This is a genomic window from Blastococcus sp. TML/M2B (assembly GCF_016612865.1).
Classification (GTDB): Bacteria; Actinomycetota; Actinomycetes; order Mycobacteriales; family Geodermatophilaceae; genus Blastococcus.
The window spans coordinates 1,221,334-1,236,575 of the sequence record NZ_JAENZZ010000001.1; the positions used below are offsets into that span (position 1 = coordinate 1,221,334).

Genomic DNA, 15,242 nt, shown 5'->3' on the forward strand with positions numbered 1-15,242 from the left:
ATGGCGCGCGGGCAGCAGTGCAGCTGACGTGCCGGGTCGAGCGATCACTGGGGAACTCCGTTATTCGTGGGCTGCCGCTGGTTGACGTAGGCGGTGGTCGGCGCCAACGCGTGGGCAAGTGGCCGCCGGTAGGCCTGCGGCCGGCCGGCACGTACGCCGTTGGCGATGACGAGGACCTCCGCGAGTTCGTGCGTGACGATGACAGTGCCCAGTCCGAGGACGCCGAAGGCGGCCAGCGGGATGAGTACGACCAGGATCGCCGCCGACAGCAGCAGGCTCTGCAGCATGATTCGCCGCGCCCGACGGGCATGCGCGAGCGTCCGGGGCAACTGGCGCAAGTCCTCGCCCATCAGCGCGACGTCGGCGGCCTCGATCGCCACGTCGGTGCCCATGGCGCCCATGGCGATGCCTACGTCGGCAGTGGCCAGCGCGGGCGCATCGTTGATGCCGTCGCCGACCATCGCGACCCTGCCGTGCCGGCCCAGCTGCTCCACAAGCGCGGCCTTGTCTTCGGGACGGAGCTCGGCGTGCACCTGCTCGATCCCAGCGGCGCTGGCCAGCTGCCCGGCAGTCCGGCGGTTGTCACCGGTGAGCATGCTGATACTGATGCCCAGGCGGTGCAGTGCACGGACGGCCTCGGCAGCTTCGGGACGGAGCTCGTCGCGGATAGCGAGCGCTCCCAGCAGGCGACCGTCGAGCTCCACGAGCACCACGGTGGCTCCGGCGTCCTGGTGGGCCGTCACGACCGCGGCGAGCGGTCCGGGGTCGATGTAGCCGGGCTTGCCCAGGCGTGCCGATCGTCCGTCGATTGAGCCGGTGACGCCCTTGCCAGCCAGCGCCTGTGTGTTCGAAGCGGGCTCGACTGCAGGCTCGTCCGCCGGCCAGGCGGCCAGCACAGCTCCGGCCAGGGGGTGCTCGCTCCGCGCCTCCAGCGCCACCGCCACAGTGAGGACCCGGCGCTGGTCGTACCCGGGCAGGGCTTCGATGGCGACTACGGCAGGCCGGTTGCGGGTCAGCGTCCCGGTCTTGTCCAGCGCCACGGCGCGCACGCCGCCGAGGGCCTCCAGCGCTGCCCCACCCTTGATGAGCACGCCGGCGCGGGTAGCCGCGCCGATGGCGGCGACGACCGTGACCGGGACCGCGATCGCGAAAGCGCACGGTGAGGCAGCGACCAGCACCACCAGAGCGCGTTCGATCCATACCTGGGGGTCGCCCAGGATGCTGCCGAGGACGGCGATCGCGGTCGCAACGACGAAGACGGCAGGCACGAGCGGCCGGGCGATGCGGGCGGCCAGACGTTGTGCGGCTCCCTTGCGCTCCTGTGCCTCCTCGACGATGTGCACGACGCGGGCCAGGGAGTTGTCCGCCACCCGGGCGGTGACCACCACCTCTAGAACGCCGCCGCCGTTGACGCAGGCGGCGAAGACCTCGTCACCAGGGCCCGCCTCGGCCGGGACCGATTCCCCGGTGACGGCCGAGGTGTCGACTGCGGAGCGCCCGGTCTGCACGAGCCCGTCGGTGGCCAGCCGCTCACCGGGCTTGACCACCAGCACGTCACCGGCCACGAGCTCGGCCGGATCGACATCGAACTCGACCCCGGCGCGCAGCACCGTCGCTCGGGGCGGAACCAGATCTAACAGCGCGCGCAGCCCGCGGCGGGTCCGGGCTACCGCATAGTCCTCCAGCGCCTCGGCGAAGGAGAACAGGAACGCCAGCATCGCGGCCTCGCCGACGGCGCCCAGCGCGATCGCCCCGACCATCGCAACGGTCATCAGCGTGCCCACGCCGAGCCGACCACGCCGTAGCGCGCGGACGGTGCCGGGCACGAAAGTTGCACTGCCGCTGAGCACTGCACCGGCGGCCAGCACCGTCGACGCCATAGCGGCGGCCCCGTCGTCGGTCACCCATGCGAGAACCTGAGCGGACAGCCACAGCAACCCGGCGAGGCCCGCCAGCTGCGCGGAACGCGACCGCCACAGCGTGGCGGCTTCCGGCTGCTCATCGCCACCCGGTGCCGGCGCCGAGCAGGTGGGGTCCCCGCAACCGTCCCCGCCCCGCGCGGGGGGCGCCAGCGTGCCTCCTGGCCGCGTCGCTGTCGGACCGCAACAGGCACAGCCGTCCCCGCAGCCTTCCGAGCCGGGCGGCGCGTCGGCGACTGCTGGGCTCAGCGCGAGCCCGAGCGAGATCGCGGTCTTGGTGCTCGTTCGCCCGGTTGTGCCGACGGCCGGGCGGCGCTCGTCGTCGCTACCGCAGCAGAGGTCGGACATGTCATGCCCCCTGACGGGCGGCCAGGCACGCACAGCCATCCCAGCCGGATCGGACGTCGCCGGGTCGGGCGGCCGACCGGGAATGACCTACGGCTTCGACCAGGGAGACCGGATGCGAACGGCGGCCGCTGCCTGTGAGCCGCTCATGCCGGCGATGGGTGCGACGAGATTCTCGGAGCATCAGCAGCAGCCCTCCGTCGCTGCGGTCGCACAGGCGTCGGGATCCACGGCCAGGACGACGCCCAGCAGATCGCCGAGGGCGTGGGTGAGCCGGGCGTCCGCCAATTCATACCGAGAGCGCCGGCCCTCGGGAACCGCCACGACCAAGCCGCACCCACGCAAGCAAGCCAGGTGGTTGGAGAGGTTCTGCCGCGTCACGCCGAGCATCTCGGCGAGCTCGGACGGGTACCCCGGCCCTTCGCGCAGCGCGAGCAGGAGACGAGTACGGGTGGGGTCGGACAGGGCGTGGCCGAAGCGGGCGAGCACTTCAGCGTGCAGCACAGGCATCACGACATCACCGTACAGCGTTCACTGAATACAGCCAATACTGTCCTTGCGGCCCATCCGGCTGCGATTCCCTCGGGACCTAATTGACGTCGACGCCTCGTTCGCGGAGCCAGGAGGCCGGATCGGCACGGCGGCCGTCGAGCCCATCCTCGAACACCTCGAAGTGCAGATGTGGCCCTGTCGACTGGCCACGATTGCCGAGCAGGGCAATGGTGTCACCGGCCCTGACGGTCTGGCCCTCATCGACCAGGATCCGCTCCATGTGGCCGTACACGGTGACATCACCGTTGTCGTGGAGGATGTACACCGCAAGTCCGAACCCTTGGGCGGACCCTGCTCTCAGTACGACGCCATCCGCCGCGGCGTACTCCGGGGTCATCATGGGCGCCGCGATGTCCAGTCCGTAGTGCATCGAGCCCCATCGGCGTCCGTAGGCGCTGGTCAGGCGTCCCTCCACGGGCATGACAGCCTTGGGTCGCGCTGCTTCCTCCCGCGCAGCACGGGAGGCGGCCAGTTCCTGGCTGCGGGCAGCCATCTGGGCTTCAGCGATCTGAGGCCGAGCGGCTTGGTCGGACAGGATGTCGAGGGGTTCTTCCGTGAAAACCACCGATCCGGCCGGACCTTCGTGGGCGTGGGCGACCGGAGTGTCCAGCCACCAGCCGCCCTCCCAGAAGCTTGCTGCCACACCGCCGACGACGATCGCACTGAGGAGGAGTCGCGGTCGCTGGCGCAGGCCGGGGGCGGGCCGGGAGTGCCGGGAGGTCGCAATCGCCGGCCTGTGCAGTCGCCCGATCACGTTCACCGTCCCAATGCTCTCGCCGTTGATTCCGAGCGATATAACAGCACACCGTGATCGAACGGTGACCTAAGCACCTTAGTAGTGGGCGTGTCCTGACCGCGCGCTCGACGGTCAGAAGGCAGAGGTGCCGAAGCCGGTGGAAGCCAGCCAGGAGCGCAGCCACACCATGATGTGGTCCCAGCCGCCGGTGACCAGCAGGATGCCGAGCAGGATGAGGAGCACGCCGCCGATCCGCATGACGGTCTGGGCGTGCCGGCGGGCCCACGACGACAGCGTGAGTGCGCGGCGGGCGCCGAGTGCGACGAGCACGAAGGGGATCCCCAGGCCGAGGCAGTAGGCGAGACCCAGAACGGCGCCCCGGGCGGCCGAGGCCTCGGTGTAGGCCAGCGTGTTGACCGCCGACAGCGTCGGCCCCAGGCACGGCGTCCACCCGAGCCCGAAGACGACGCCCAGTACGGGGGCGCCGAGGAGGCCGGCCGGAGGGCGCCGGGTGATGCGTCGCTCGCGCTGCAGCCAGTGGAGCCCGCCGAGGAAGGCCAGCCCCATGATGATGGTGACGACGCCCATGAGTCGGGTCAGCAGGGGAGCCCATTCGAGGAGCAGGCGGCCCAGGCCCCCGAAGAGTGCTCCGAAGGACACGAAGACCGCGGTGAAACCCAGTACGAAGAGCAGGGCGCCGGTGACCACTCGGCGCCGTTGACCGGGCGGTGCAGTGATGGTCGAGCCGGGACGGTCGGCCGCCGCCGTGGCCTCGCTGCGGTTGATGGCGGGTGCTGCCGGGGCGCTGGTCTGGGCGCCGGTCAGGCCGGCGACGTATGCGAGATAGCCAGGGACGAGCGGAAGCACGCACGGCGAGGCGAAGCTGATGAGGCCGACCAGTGCGGCGACTCCTGCGGCGAGCAGCAGTGAGCCGTCGCTGACGATGGTGGCGAAGGCGTCGCCGAGCTCACTCACCTCGGGGTCTCTTCGGCCAGGAGTCGATCGATCGCTCGCCGGAGGTCATCTTCCGGGACGACCGCCACGTAGACGGCGGCCACCTTCCCAGCGGGGTCGATGATGAGGGTGCTGGGCACGACGTTGGCCGGGAAGCCTCGGAAGGCCATCGCCACCTCGCCTCGTGGATCGAAGAGCGACGGGTACTCAGCTCCCACCGATTCGACGAAGGCCTGCGCCATCTGGCGGTTGTCCTTCACGTCGACGCCGAGGAACTCCACGCCCGAATCGGCAACGTCCGCATACACGGCCTGGAACTCCGGCGTCTCCACACGGCAGGGCGCACACCACGATCCCCAGAAATTGAGCACCGTGATCTCGCCGGCCAGCTCCGCCGATTCGAATGCAGTCCCGTCGAGGAGCTCTCCTGTGAAGGTCGGCGCCGATTCCCGCTCTGCCGGAGGGATTACCTCACCGAGCGGCGTGTTGCCCGCGAAGTCGAAGTCTCCCGAGCTCTCTGTGGCCGTGCTGGCGTTGGTAGCGCTCTCTCCGGAGCAGCCGGCCAGGGCGGCGGCGATCATCAGGCCGCAGAGCGCCAGAACTCCGCGACGGGATCCGATGTCAGTCAACGAGAGTGCTCCAGTACAGCCAGAACCGCTCCAGGATGGCGGCGGTGATGAAGAGGAACCACATGGTGAGCACGACACCGTGATGGACTCGTGCCCGCCCCACTGCGCGGGCGAGCCAAGGCGGCAATCGCGATGTGATTGCGGTGGCGTTGTGCAGGGTGACGTACCAGAAAATCGGAACCGTCACCGCCCAGACGACCATGCAGTACGGGCAGAGTGCGCCGATCCGGTACAGGCTGCTGAAGATCAGCCAGTGCACGAAGACGACGCCGAGGGAGACGCCGACCTGCAGGCCGCCCCAGAACCAGCCCGTCATCCGGGCGCCGGCGAGTCGGGCCGCCCCAACCGCGGCCACGACGGCGAAGCCGGCGATGCCGAGCAGGGGGTTGGGAAAACCGAAGGCCTCGGCTTGCGGGCTGGACATGATGGAGCCGCAGCTCAGGACGGGATTGAGACTGCACGTCGGCACGTAGGACGGATCAGCCAGGAGCGCGTACTTCTCGACGGCCAGGACGAAGGACGCGACGAGCCCGAGCAGCCCGCCGACCAGGAGCAGCCAAGCCAGCCCGCGCTCCGAAGGCGCCTCCCGGCCGTTCGAGCCGGAAGGCGGCGTCGAGTGCTCAGTGGGGGTGACGGTCAAGGTCGTCTCAGTCGGCGAGCGCAGCATCGATCAGTTCGATGAACTCGTCGGTGGTCTGTGCCTCGACCTTCTCCCCGTTGAGGAAGAACGTCGGTGTGCCCTCCACGCCCAGCGCGAGACCGTCCCGGCGATCCTGCAGCACCCGCTCGAGCGTGGCGGGATCGCTGACCGTGGCGTCGTATTCGGTCATGTCGAGGCCCATTCCCTCGGCGAAGCCGCGGAAGACATCCGCCTGGGAGTCCTGACGCTCGCCCCACTCCGTCTGCGTCTCGTACATGCGGTGGTACATGTCTTCGAACCGGCCCTGTTGGGCTGCGGCCTCGACCGCCACGGCTGCGTTCTCGCCGTTGGCATGGCCCGGCATCGGAAAGTAGCGGGCGACGAAGGTGACCCGCCCGTCGTAGTCGTCGCGAAGCTGCTCAACGAACGGGTAAGCGGCCTTGCAGCCCTCGCACTCGAAGTCGAGGAACTCCACCAGCGTGACCCGGTCGTCGGCGGCGGTAGAGAGTCGGTGGCTGTCTTCGCGCACGACGGGTGCGCCGCCTGCTTCGGTCGTGCCGGTGTCGTCCGCCCCGGAGTTGTTCATTCCGAGGAGGACGGCGACAGTCACGACGAAGGCCGCCACCAGCGCGGCGGAAATCTTCAGGTTGGTGCTCAACCGCTCTCCTTGTTGATCCGTCCGGCGGGTCGAGCGGCCGACCGCGGCCGTCCCGCAGGCGGAGTCGGGCGGCTGCCTGCCCGCCTCTACTCTACGAAGGTACGTAGGAGAAGCTACAGCAGCTCGCTCGTCGGTGCGGCGCTCGTGCGCGTCGCGGGTCGGCTTGCCTCGCAGCTCGCCCTCCGAGCCTGATGGCGGTATGGCGGGTGTCCCATTCAGTCGCTTCGACAAAAGGCATGACCGTGGGACCACATTCAGGCGGGATGATGCGGATGCCCACCGAGCCCCCGACGCTGATGCGATTGCTCACCCCGCAGTTCGACGCCACGTCGGTCGTCCCGGGCTTGGCGGTGGTGGCGCTCATCGCCTACTTGCTGGGAGTGCGCGCGCTCCGCCGGAGGGGCAGCCGGTGGCCTTGGCACCGAACTGTGAACTTCGTGGCCGGCATCGTGACCGTGTTGTTGGTCACCGCCACCCAGGTCATGGGTTACGGGATGGTGCTGTTCTCGATTCACATGCTCCAGAAGATGGTTCTGACCGTGGTCTCGGCGATGCTGCTGATGCTGGGCGCCCCGGTGTCACTAGCGATTCGTGCTCTCCCGCGCCACGGGTGGGGCGCCCTCTCGCGACGACTCCTCTTGCGGGCATTGCGCTGCAAGGTGGCCCGAGTGCTCGCGCATCCCGTCGTCACGACCGTCATCTTCGTGGGCAGCCTTTATGGCATCTACTTCACGCCCACCTTCGACTTCCTGATGCGCAGCTGGTGGGGGAACGTCGCGATGCTCCTCTTCTTCTTGGGCACCGGCCTGCTGGCATTCGGCGGAGCGTTCGCGCTCGGTCCGTGGCCACACCGTGCCTCCGCTCCCATACGCATCGCGGAGCTGGGACTGCCCGGCCCGCTGCACGCATTTTTCGCGGTGGCGCTCATGATGGCCAGCGCTCCGGTCGTCCGGACCTTCGCGAACCCGCCGGCGGGCTGGGGCATCGATGTCATGACCGATCAGCTGGCGGCCGGGAACATTGTGTGGGGCTTCGGAGAAGTGCCCAGCGTCATTGCCTTCGTCATCGTCTACCTCCAGTGGAGCCGCTCGGAGGAGACGCTCACGAAGGTGAGCGATCGTCGGGTGGATGTCGAGCTCGAGGCCTACAACGCACGCCTCCGGAGAATGGCTCAGGAGTCGCGCAGTGGATAGTCCCTCTCGACTGTGGTCCGCATATACGGCGGTATGCGCGGGCGGACGGTCGCGACCAGACGACGACGCCCCCGGCTGTGTCGACCGGCGATCAGGCGGTCGGAAGGCTTCCCTACTATCTGGCGTAGGACGTGCCCGTAGAGGCGGAGTCGTAGCGCGTGAGCGCGATGATGCGGCGGGAGGCGACGTGCGATTCCAGGACAGCCGGGTCGGTAGCGAGGCGCGGGTCGTCTGCCGGTACAGCAGAGCGGCGTGCCCGTGACAGGCTCCACGATGGCGCGGGCGTGGTCGCGCCCGCCCGATGGCGGTCGGCCGGCTGCCCGCCGCCGGGCCCACGATGGCCGGGTCGAGGCGGTGGTCTCATGGCCGGTGGCCGCTTTCCTGGCGGCGGGCGGCGGGGTGTGCCTGTGGCTGGCCTTCCCGCCGTACGGACGGTGGCCGCTCGCTGTGGGTGGCCCCTTCGCCCTCGCTCTGGCGACGCGCGGCCGTAGTGCACGGTTGGGCGCCGCGCTGGGGATGCTGCTCGGCTCCAGCTTCTTGTTCCCGTTGCTGAACTGGACCGGCGTCTTCGTCGGCGATCTTCCCTGGCTGGCGCTATCAACTTTCCAAGCCGTCTTCTACGCCGCCTTGGGGGGCGTATCGGCCCTGGTCGGTCGGCTTCCGGCGGCTCCGGTCTGGATGGCGGCGTTGTGGGTGGGGCAGGAGGCAGCCCGTTCCCGCATCCCGTTCGGGGGCTTTCCGTGGGGACGACTTGGGTTCAGTCAGGCCGACGGGCCGATGGGTTCTTTCGCCGCGTACGGCGGCGTGTCGCTGGTGACCTTCGCCGTGGCGCTCACCGGCACGCTGCTCGCCTGCGCCATCTGGCGCTCCTTGCTCTGGCGACGTGAACGCCGAGCCGGCCAGGCTCGCGCCGTCGCGTTGCTCGTCGCCGCAGCGTTACTCGTCCCGGTGGTCGGGGCGCTTGCCTGGCTACCGCTGCCCGGGTCCAGCCTGACGGCCGGCGGGCCGACGGCCACGGTCGCTGTTGTCCAGGGCAATGTGCCCCGGGCCGGCCTGGACTTCAACGCCCAACGTCGCGCAGTCCTCGACAACCACGTCCAGCAGACACTGGCGCTGGCCGACAAGGTGGCTGGCGGTGCGGCCTTGCAGCCGGACCTCGTGATCTGGCCGGAGAACTCCTCCGACATTGATCCTTACAAGAACCCGGACGCGGCAGCCGCCATCGACCGAGCGGCGCGCGCAGTAGGCGTGCCGATCCTGATCGGTGCCGTCCTGGACGGGCCCGGGGAGAAGCTGACGAACGTCGGTGTGGTCTGGGATCCGGTGGAGGGTCCTGGCGAGCGCTACGCAAAGCGGCATCCCGTGCCGTTCGGCGAGTACATGCCGGCCCGCTCGTTCTTCCGGCTGTTCAGCGATCAGGTCGATCGCCTGCGTCGGGACTTCGTCGCGGGGGACGAGCCCGGCGTGCTGGACGTCGGGGGAGTGCGGATCGGAGACCTCATCTGTTTCGAGGTGGCCTACGACGGACTGGTGTCCGACGTCGTGGACGGCGGCGCCTCGCTCCTGGTGGTGCAGACCAACAACGCGACGTTCGGCTACACCGCCGAGAGCGAGCAGCAGTTAGCGATGAGCCGCCTGCGTGCCATCGAGCACGGCCGGACGGTCATCGTCGCTGCAACGAGCGGGATCTCCGCGATCGTCGCACCCGACGGCACTGTCGTCGACCGGTCCGAACTCTTCACGCCCTATCTCTTCAGCGGCGCCATCGCCCTGCGGCAGAACACCACCCTGGCGAGCCAAATCGGCGCGGGCGCCGAGTGGGCGGCCACCGCCACGGGCCTGGCCGCGCTGCTCGCTGCCGTCGTGCTCCGCCGACGTGAGCCACCTCGGTCGAACGTGCCTTCGAGCGCTCGCGACGTGACCGTGCCACGCAATGTCCACACCCACCAGCAAGGAGCCCGATGACATCCGACCAGTTCTCTGCCCTGTCCGACTCCCTCTTCAGCGCCTCGATCATCATCTATGCCCTCGCGGCGCTCGCCTTCTGCGGCGAGCTCGCGTTCGGAAGGCGCGCCTCCCGGCCGAGTCAAGAGCTGGTCACCGTCGGCGTGGGCACTTCCCTGCCCTCCCCGGAGGACGGAGCCCAGCCGCTGGCGGCGACGTCCGGCGCGGCCGGTCGCCGCTGGGGGCTCCTGGGCGTTGGGCTCACGGGTGCCGGCGCCCTCGCCAATGCCGGTGTGCTCGTCGCCCGCAGCGCGGCGACCGGACGAGTGCCATGGGGGAACATGTACGAGTTCGCAACTGCCTCCGTACTCGCCGGCGTCATTGCCTACCTCGTGTTCGCACTTCGGGCCCCGGCGGTGCGACGCATCGGAGCCTTCGTGCTCGGGCCCGTGGTGCTCGGGCTGGTTCTCATCGGGCTCTACCTCTATGCGGAATCCGGTCCCCTGATCGCCGCCCTGCGTTCGGACTGGCTGGCCGTGCACGTCTCCGCCGCCATCATCTCGTTCGGCATCTTCATCGTCAGCGCCGTCGCCAGCGCGCTGTACCTGGTCGCGGTCCACCGCGAGAAGACGCTGGGGGACGGCGGCCGCAGGAGCGGGGGGATCGCCGACAAGCTCCCCAACGTGGCCGTGCTCGACCGGGTGGCGCACCGCACCGCGGTCTTCGGTTTCCCCGTCTGGACGTTCGCGGTCATCGCCGGCGCGATCTGGGCGGAGAGCGCCTGGGGGCGGTTCTGGGGATGGGACCCGAAGGAGACCTGGGCCTTCATCTCCTGGGCTCTGTATGCGACCTACCTGCACGCCCGAACCACCGCCGGGTGGCGAGGCCGCCCGGCTGCGTGGGTGAACCTCATCGCCTTCGCGAGCCTCGTCTTCAACCTGCTGTTCGTGAACCTCGTGTCGACCGGTCTGCACTCCTACGGCGGCGTCTCGTGAGCTACGCGCGGCCCTCGGATGTCCTCGGCGCAGGTGTTTGACCGGCAGCTTCCTGGGCCTCCGTTATGCAACCGTGACAACTAAGCAACTTCGTACTACGGTTCCGGGCGGTCCTGCCGAGCTGTGCCTCTCGACCGGAGAGCCTCGGTCGGACCCCGCCTAACTGCCCGTGCCACACGGCCGGGCGGACCGGGGATCCACCGTCCCCCTGGGGTGAATCCCGCGTGCGCGACTGCGAGCACGCGGGTAGGGCGCCTTCCCGCCCGAACCCGTCAGCTAACCCGGTAGGCGGCGAGGAAGAACGGAGATCCGCCGCCTTGGCGACGCTGCACAACCGGTCTGTCCGCACGTCCGTCGTCCCGTCCGTAGTCCACTCCGACCGACCCCGCCGAGACGGTCGAATGGGTCCCTCCGGAGTCGGATCCGCGCTCCTCCGCCACCGCCGCACCGGCTTCGTGGCCGCCACGGCAGCGCTCGTCATCGGCCTGTCGGCCGTGACGGCACTGGCTGCTCCCGCCGATGGGCAGTCGAAGGAGGCCGTCCTGAGTACTGAGGTCGAGAGGATCTCGGGGCTGGTGGCCGCGGCGGAGAAGGATCTGGAGAGATTCACCGTGGAGGCGGAGGCCGCGGCCGACGCCTCCCGCGCCGCGCAGACTGCGCTTGCAGATGCAGAGACGCAAGCCGCTGCCGCTGCCGCTGAGCTGGAGGCGACTCGCGAGGCGGTCGATGCAGCTCGGGACGGTATCGCCGCGCTCGGCCGCGATGCCTTCATGGGTGCCGACCCGCTGGGCGATGCGGCCGTGCTGCTCGACGCGGCCGGCCCTGACGAGGTGCTGGAGAGGGCCGCGATGCTCGACCTCCTGGCGAGGATCGCGCCGAGCGGCTCGAGGGGTTCGAGGTGATCCAGGGGCGACAGGAGCGCGCGGATCGGGCGGCCCAGGCTGCGGTCGCGGAGCGTGATGCGGCGGTTCGTGCCTCGGTCGAGGCGGAGACTGCAGCCCAGGCGCAGCTCGCGGCATCTCAGCATGCGTACGACGTAGCTGCTGGGCAGAAGTTCGCCCTCGACGCGCAGCTCCGCGATGCGGAGATCGAGCTGCTGGGGGCGCAGGGAGTGGCGGATCCGGCTGCCGCACGGGACGAGCAGCAGCGAGGCGAACTGGCGATGGCGCGCGCCGGCACTGCCGCGCTCGTGGCCGGCCGGGTGACCTCCTGCTATGGAAGTCGGTCTGGCGCCACGCACAACGGCGTGGACATCGCCGCTCCCATCGGTACGCCCATCTATGCACCGGATGCCGGAGTGGTGCTGGACGCGGGACCGGCGAACGGCTTCGGCCTCGCCGTCTACATCCAGCACGCGGACGGCACCATCACCGTGTACGGCCACATCAACCAGTACTTCGTGACCGCGGGGCAGACGGTCGCCGCCGGTCAGCAGATCGCCGAGGTAGGCAACCGGGGGCAGTCGACGGGCCCGCACCTGCACATCGAGACCCATCGCGGAGGGCTGTACCAGCAGCGCGTCAATCCGGCGCCGTGGCTGAGTGCTCGCGGCATCACGCTCGGTGGCGGCTGTGGTTGATCCGTAGTGACGTCCGTAGCGACGCGCGCCACCGCATCAACCTGAACCTCCACCTGACGCAGGGCTCATAGGGCAGCGAAGCGGCCCGGCGGGCACTCAGAGTGTGCAGAGGATCACCGAGCGATCAAGAAGTGTGTGGTGAAAGTGCCGCGTGTTGCCGTCGCTACTAACGGTGATAGTGGGACTCTGCTCCGGCTCATACGCACCGCCACCCTCTTCCCCAGGGAGCGAGCCATGCCCGACCACCGTTCCCGCCGGCGCGCCAGCCTGACGGATGCTGGACTGTTGCATCACCGCTGGCGCACAGCGAGCCATCCTGGCCCCCGCCGTCCGCTGCGAGCCGCACTGGTCGTTGTACTGGTAGGCGTTGCCCTCGTCGGCGCCGCGACGCCGAGTCTCGGCGCTCCTGCGCCTACCAATCCCACGGACGGCCAGATCGGTGCCGCGCGGACCGAGCAGGAAACTGCGGCGGCCGAAGTCGGCCGCATCGCCGGCCTGGTCGCGGTCGCCGAGGCCGAGCTCGAACGCGTCGGCATCGAGGCCGAAGCCGCAGGGACCGCCTACATGATCGCCGAGGAGGCGCTCCAGCAGGCGCAGGTCGTGGCTGAGCAGAGGGCGGCCGAACTACAGGCGGCGGCGGCTGCCGTCGCCGTCGCGGAAGCCCGCATCGCCCGGTTCTCCCGCGACAGCTACATGAACGGGGCGACGATCTCCAGGACGGCCGCGCTGTTGAGCTCCGAGGGACCTGGCGAACTGATCCAGCGCGCCGCTCTGCTCGACTACGTCGCAGTCAACGAGGTGGACGTTCTCGGCCAGCTCCAGGTCGCCAAGGTGACTCAGGCCAACGCCGACTCCTCCGCTCGCGCCGCCCGCGACGAGATGGCCGCCGCCGAGGAGACGGCCCAGACCGCCAAGGCGCAAGCCGATGCGCGACTGGGCGCCCAGCAAGGCGCGTTCGCTGAGGTGGCCGCGCAGAAGGCCTCCTACGAGGCGGAACTCCAGGCCGCCCAGATCAAGGGTGTTGGAGTTGCAAGGCGCACGGAACGCCTATCAGCAGTGGACGGCTCAGAAGCAGGCAGAGGAGGCCGCCGCCGCTGCCGCAGCAGAACGGTCGGCCCGGGAGGTCGCCGAGGCCGCAGCTGCGGCGCGGCGCAACAGCCCCAGCGACGCCCCCGCTAGCGGGTCGTCCGGCTACACCGCACCCTTCTCCGGACGCGTCACCAGTTGCTTCGGCGCACGCTGGGGAATCTCGCACAACGGGCTGGATGTCGCGTCGCCCATCGGCACTCCGCTGTACGCGCCCATCTCGGGAACCGTCCAGCGTGCTGGGCCGGCCACGGGCTTCGGGCTGGCTGTCTACCTGCTCGGCGACGACGGCGCCGTCTACGTCTACGGGCACATCAACGACTACTTCGTGCGCACCGGGGATCGTGTGGTGGCCGGTGAGCAGATTGCGGAGGTCGGCAACAGAGGCAACTCGACCGGGCCGCACGTACATTTCGAGGTGCACCCGAACGGGGCCATGTACAGCGGAGCCTCGAACCCGGTTGCGTGGCTGAATGCTCGTGGGATCTCGGTCGGCGCCTGCGGGGGCTGACGTCCTCGCAGGCCGCTCCCTGCGAGGACGAGTCCTTGTCTCGAATCTGCTAGTCGGTCTGGAACGGCGCCGCTGCGCTTCACCTGTTCAGATACGCCAAGGCACGGAGGCGGGCGTTGTACTCCGCCAGCTCGGCGTCACCGGTGCGGTCGGCTGCCCGGTCGAGAGCCCTGCCGCGCCGCTCGTCGGAACTGGCCCAGGAGAAGAAGACGACCGCCAGTACCAGCACGGTGGGCAGTTCTCCGAAGGCCCAGACGATGCCGCCGGCCTCGCCCTGGTCCCGCAGCGGGTCGATGCCCCACCCGGCCGGGGGCTGGGCGAACGTGTCGACCACAAGCGAGCCGGCCAGCATGATCGCAACGCCGAAGAACGCATGGAACGGCACGGGCAGGAAGAGCTCGAGCATCCGGCCGGGGTGGCTCAGCGTTCGTGGCCAGGGGTCCTGCGCCACGATCGGCCCGAAGAACAGGATCCCGGTGACGACGAAGTGCGCCAGCATCAGCTGGTGTGCCGCGGGGCTGCTCATCAAAGCGTCGAAGAGGGGCGTGAAGTAGACGCCGTAGAGGCTTGCGAGGAACAGCGGAATCGAGAACAGCGGGTGGGCGAGAAACCGGGCCAGGCGGCTGTGCAGCCCGTTGAGGAGCAGTGCCCGCGGGACGCCGGCCGCGCCCCGGCCCCGGGGCAGGGTCCGGAGCGCCAGGGTCACCGGTGCGGCGATCAGGAGCAGTAGCGGCGTGATCAGCGAGAGGATCATGTGCTGGGTCATGTGGACGCTGAGCAGCACCATGCTGTAGCCGTTCAGCCAGGTGCCGGTGACGGCGAACAGCGACGCAGTCCCGGCGAGCCAGGAGAGGGTCCGCCACCAGGGCCACGAGACGCCCGTTCGGCGCAACCGCATGACCGCTGCCAGGTACACCACCAGCGCGACGAGGCTCAGCACTGCCAGGGCCGACGAGGCCTCCAGGTGAGGCAGGAACATTCGCCCCCACGTCGGCGGCTCGTCCGGTACCCACATCCCTGAGTGCCGCCCGTGCTCCACGGAACCTCCCTCGACGCTGATCCTCAATCTCCTAACGTGGATCGTAGACGGGGGAGAGTCGGCGTAAGGAAGTGTCGCCAGCTCCTACTAGTCTCGGTAGTGCCGGCCCAGAGATCTGGCCGGCCCCTCGAAGTCGAAGGAACGGGATGACGACCGCCTCAGGAACACGCGAGGTTCCGTTCGCTCGGGAGTCCGTGTGGCGGGCACTGACCGCCTTGACCCCGTACTGCCCGGTGTGCGACGTCTCCTACGTCTTTTCCGACGGCCCAGGGACAGAGGCGGACGCGGTGATGGGCAAGGGGACTCGCTTCGTCTGCGCGCAGGGGCGGTTGGACGGCATGCCCCCACCGCAGGGCGCGGTGAGCGGGGAAGTCGTCGAATGAGGTCGCGGAGGAACGCATTGGGACCCGACTGGAGTTGGCGTCGGAGAACTGGCAGACCCGCGTCGAACTCGCTGACGCC

At 69.5% G+C, this 15,242-nt stretch carries 15 protein-coding genes and 1 riboswitch; of the genes, 7 read left to right on the plus strand and 8 right to left on the minus strand.

From position 1 onward, the window contains the following. Positions 1–44 precede the first annotated feature (44 nt). The 7 genes from JKP75_RS05990 to JKP75_RS06020 all read right to left on the minus strand — a co-directional run bounded on the left by JKP75_RS05990 (position 45) and on the right by JKP75_RS06020 (position 6,433). A complete protein-coding gene (locus JKP75_RS05990; RefSeq protein ID WP_304554477.1) occupies positions 45–1,904 on the minus strand; it encodes a cation-translocating P-type ATPase in 1,860 nt (619 codons plus the stop codon). A gap of 543 nt (positions 1,905–2,447) precedes the next feature. Next, positions 2,448–2,774: a helix-turn-helix transcriptional regulator gene (locus JKP75_RS05995; RefSeq protein WP_113829460.1), complete on the minus strand. Its 327-nt coding sequence runs from the start codon at positions 2,772–2,774 to the stop codon at positions 2,448–2,450. 79 nt (positions 2,775–2,853) lie between these two features. Beyond that, positions 2,854–3,576 carry a M23 family metallopeptidase gene (locus JKP75_RS06000; protein ID WP_233492246.1) on the minus strand — a complete coding sequence of 241 codons (723 nt, stop codon included), beginning with the start codon at positions 3,574–3,576 and terminating at the stop codon, positions 2,854–2,856. A 108-nt stretch (positions 3,577–3,684) separates the two neighbouring features. Continuing rightward, positions 3,685–4,527, minus strand: coding sequence for a cytochrome c biogenesis CcdA family protein (locus JKP75_RS06005; protein WP_113829279.1), 843 nt, complete (start codon positions 4,525–4,527; stop codon positions 3,685–3,687). Further along, positions 4,524–5,135, minus strand: a complete 612-nt coding sequence (locus tag JKP75_RS06010; RefSeq protein ID WP_233492247.1) for a TlpA disulfide reductase family protein — start codon at positions 5,133–5,135, stop codon at positions 4,524–4,526. The genes JKP75_RS06005 and JKP75_RS06010 overlap by 4 nt, the downstream gene beginning before the upstream one ends. Further along, entirely contained in the window at positions 5,128–5,775 is a 648-nt protein-coding gene (locus JKP75_RS06015; protein ID WP_233492248.1) for a vitamin K epoxide reductase family protein, read from the minus strand. The genes JKP75_RS06010 and JKP75_RS06015 overlap by 8 nt, the downstream gene beginning before the upstream one ends. A gap of 7 nt (positions 5,776–5,782) precedes the next feature. Further along, entirely contained in the window at positions 5,783–6,433 is a 651-nt protein-coding gene (locus JKP75_RS06020; protein ID WP_200492166.1) for a thioredoxin domain-containing protein, read from the minus strand. Positions 6,434–6,705: 272 nt separating this feature from the next. On the opposite strand from JKP75_RS06020, the gene JKP75_RS06025 reads away from it, so the two are divergent. The 7 genes from JKP75_RS06025 (at position 6,706) to JKP75_RS20670 (ending at position 13,741) form a co-directional block, all read left to right on the plus strand. Then, a complete protein-coding gene (locus JKP75_RS06025) occupies positions 6,706–7,626 on the plus strand; it encodes a cytochrome c oxidase assembly protein (RefSeq protein WP_242472008.1) in 921 nt (306 codons plus the stop codon). Between the two features lie 369 nt (positions 7,627–7,995). Next, entirely contained in the window at positions 7,996–9,591 is a 1,596-nt protein-coding gene (gene lnt / locus JKP75_RS06030) for an apolipoprotein N-acyltransferase (RefSeq protein ID WP_309229557.1), read from the plus strand. Continuing rightward, entirely contained in the window at positions 9,588–10,565 is a 978-nt protein-coding gene (gene ccsB, locus JKP75_RS06035; RefSeq protein WP_200492164.1) for a c-type cytochrome biogenesis protein CcsB, read from the plus strand. The genes lnt and ccsB overlap by 4 nt, the downstream gene beginning before the upstream one ends. 160 nt (positions 10,566–10,725) lie before the next feature. Beyond that, positions 10,726–10,871, plus strand: a riboswitch (cyclic di-AMP (ydaO/yuaA leader). Between the two features lie 149 nt (positions 10,872–11,020). Further along, positions 11,021–11,467, plus strand: coding sequence for a hypothetical protein (locus tag JKP75_RS20660; RefSeq protein WP_242472007.1), 447 nt, complete (start codon positions 11,021–11,023; stop codon positions 11,465–11,467). Next, the gene (locus JKP75_RS23695; RefSeq protein ID WP_309229558.1) at positions 11,464–12,144 is read left to right on the plus strand and encodes a M23 family metallopeptidase; all 681 of its coding nucleotides are present in this window, start codon (positions 11,464–11,466) and stop codon (positions 12,142–12,144) included. The genes JKP75_RS20660 and JKP75_RS23695 overlap by 4 nt, the downstream gene beginning before the upstream one ends. Positions 12,145–12,378: 234 nt before the next feature. Beyond that, the gene (locus JKP75_RS06045; RefSeq protein ID WP_242472803.1) at positions 12,379–13,323 is read left to right on the plus strand and encodes a hypothetical protein; all 945 of its coding nucleotides are present in this window, start codon (positions 12,379–12,381) and stop codon (positions 13,321–13,323) included. Positions 13,324–13,447: 124 nt separating this feature from the next. Next, a complete protein-coding gene (locus tag JKP75_RS20670; RefSeq protein ID WP_309229684.1) occupies positions 13,448–13,741 on the plus strand; it encodes a M23 family metallopeptidase in 294 nt (97 codons plus the stop codon). Between the two features lie 79 nt (positions 13,742–13,820). Here JKP75_RS20670 and JKP75_RS06050 read toward each other — a convergent pair whose 3' ends face one another. Then, positions 13,821–14,780: a cytochrome c oxidase assembly protein gene (locus JKP75_RS06050; protein ID WP_309229559.1), complete on the minus strand. Its 960-nt coding sequence runs from the start codon at positions 14,778–14,780 to the stop codon at positions 13,821–13,823. Positions 14,781–15,242: the final 462 nt, after the last annotated feature.

What these genes read in the sequence shown, in the direction of transcription:
- JKP75_RS05995 (WP_113829460.1), bottom strand. Translation starts at nt 2,774, where the DNA reads ATGCCTGTGCTGCACGCTGAAGTGCTCGCCCGCTTCGGCCACGCCCTG.
- JKP75_RS06025 (WP_242472008.1), top strand. Translation starts at nt 6,706, where the DNA reads ATGCCCACCGAGCCCCCGACGCTGATGCGATTGCTCACCCCGCAGTTC.
- ccsB (WP_200492164.1), top strand. Translation starts at nt 9,588, where the DNA reads ATGACATCCGACCAGTTCTCTGCCCTGTCCGACTCCCTCTTCAGCGCC.
- JKP75_RS06045 (WP_242472803.1), top strand. Translation starts at nt 12,379, where the DNA reads ATGCCCGACCACCGTTCCCGCCGGCGCGCCAGCCTGACGGATGCTGGA.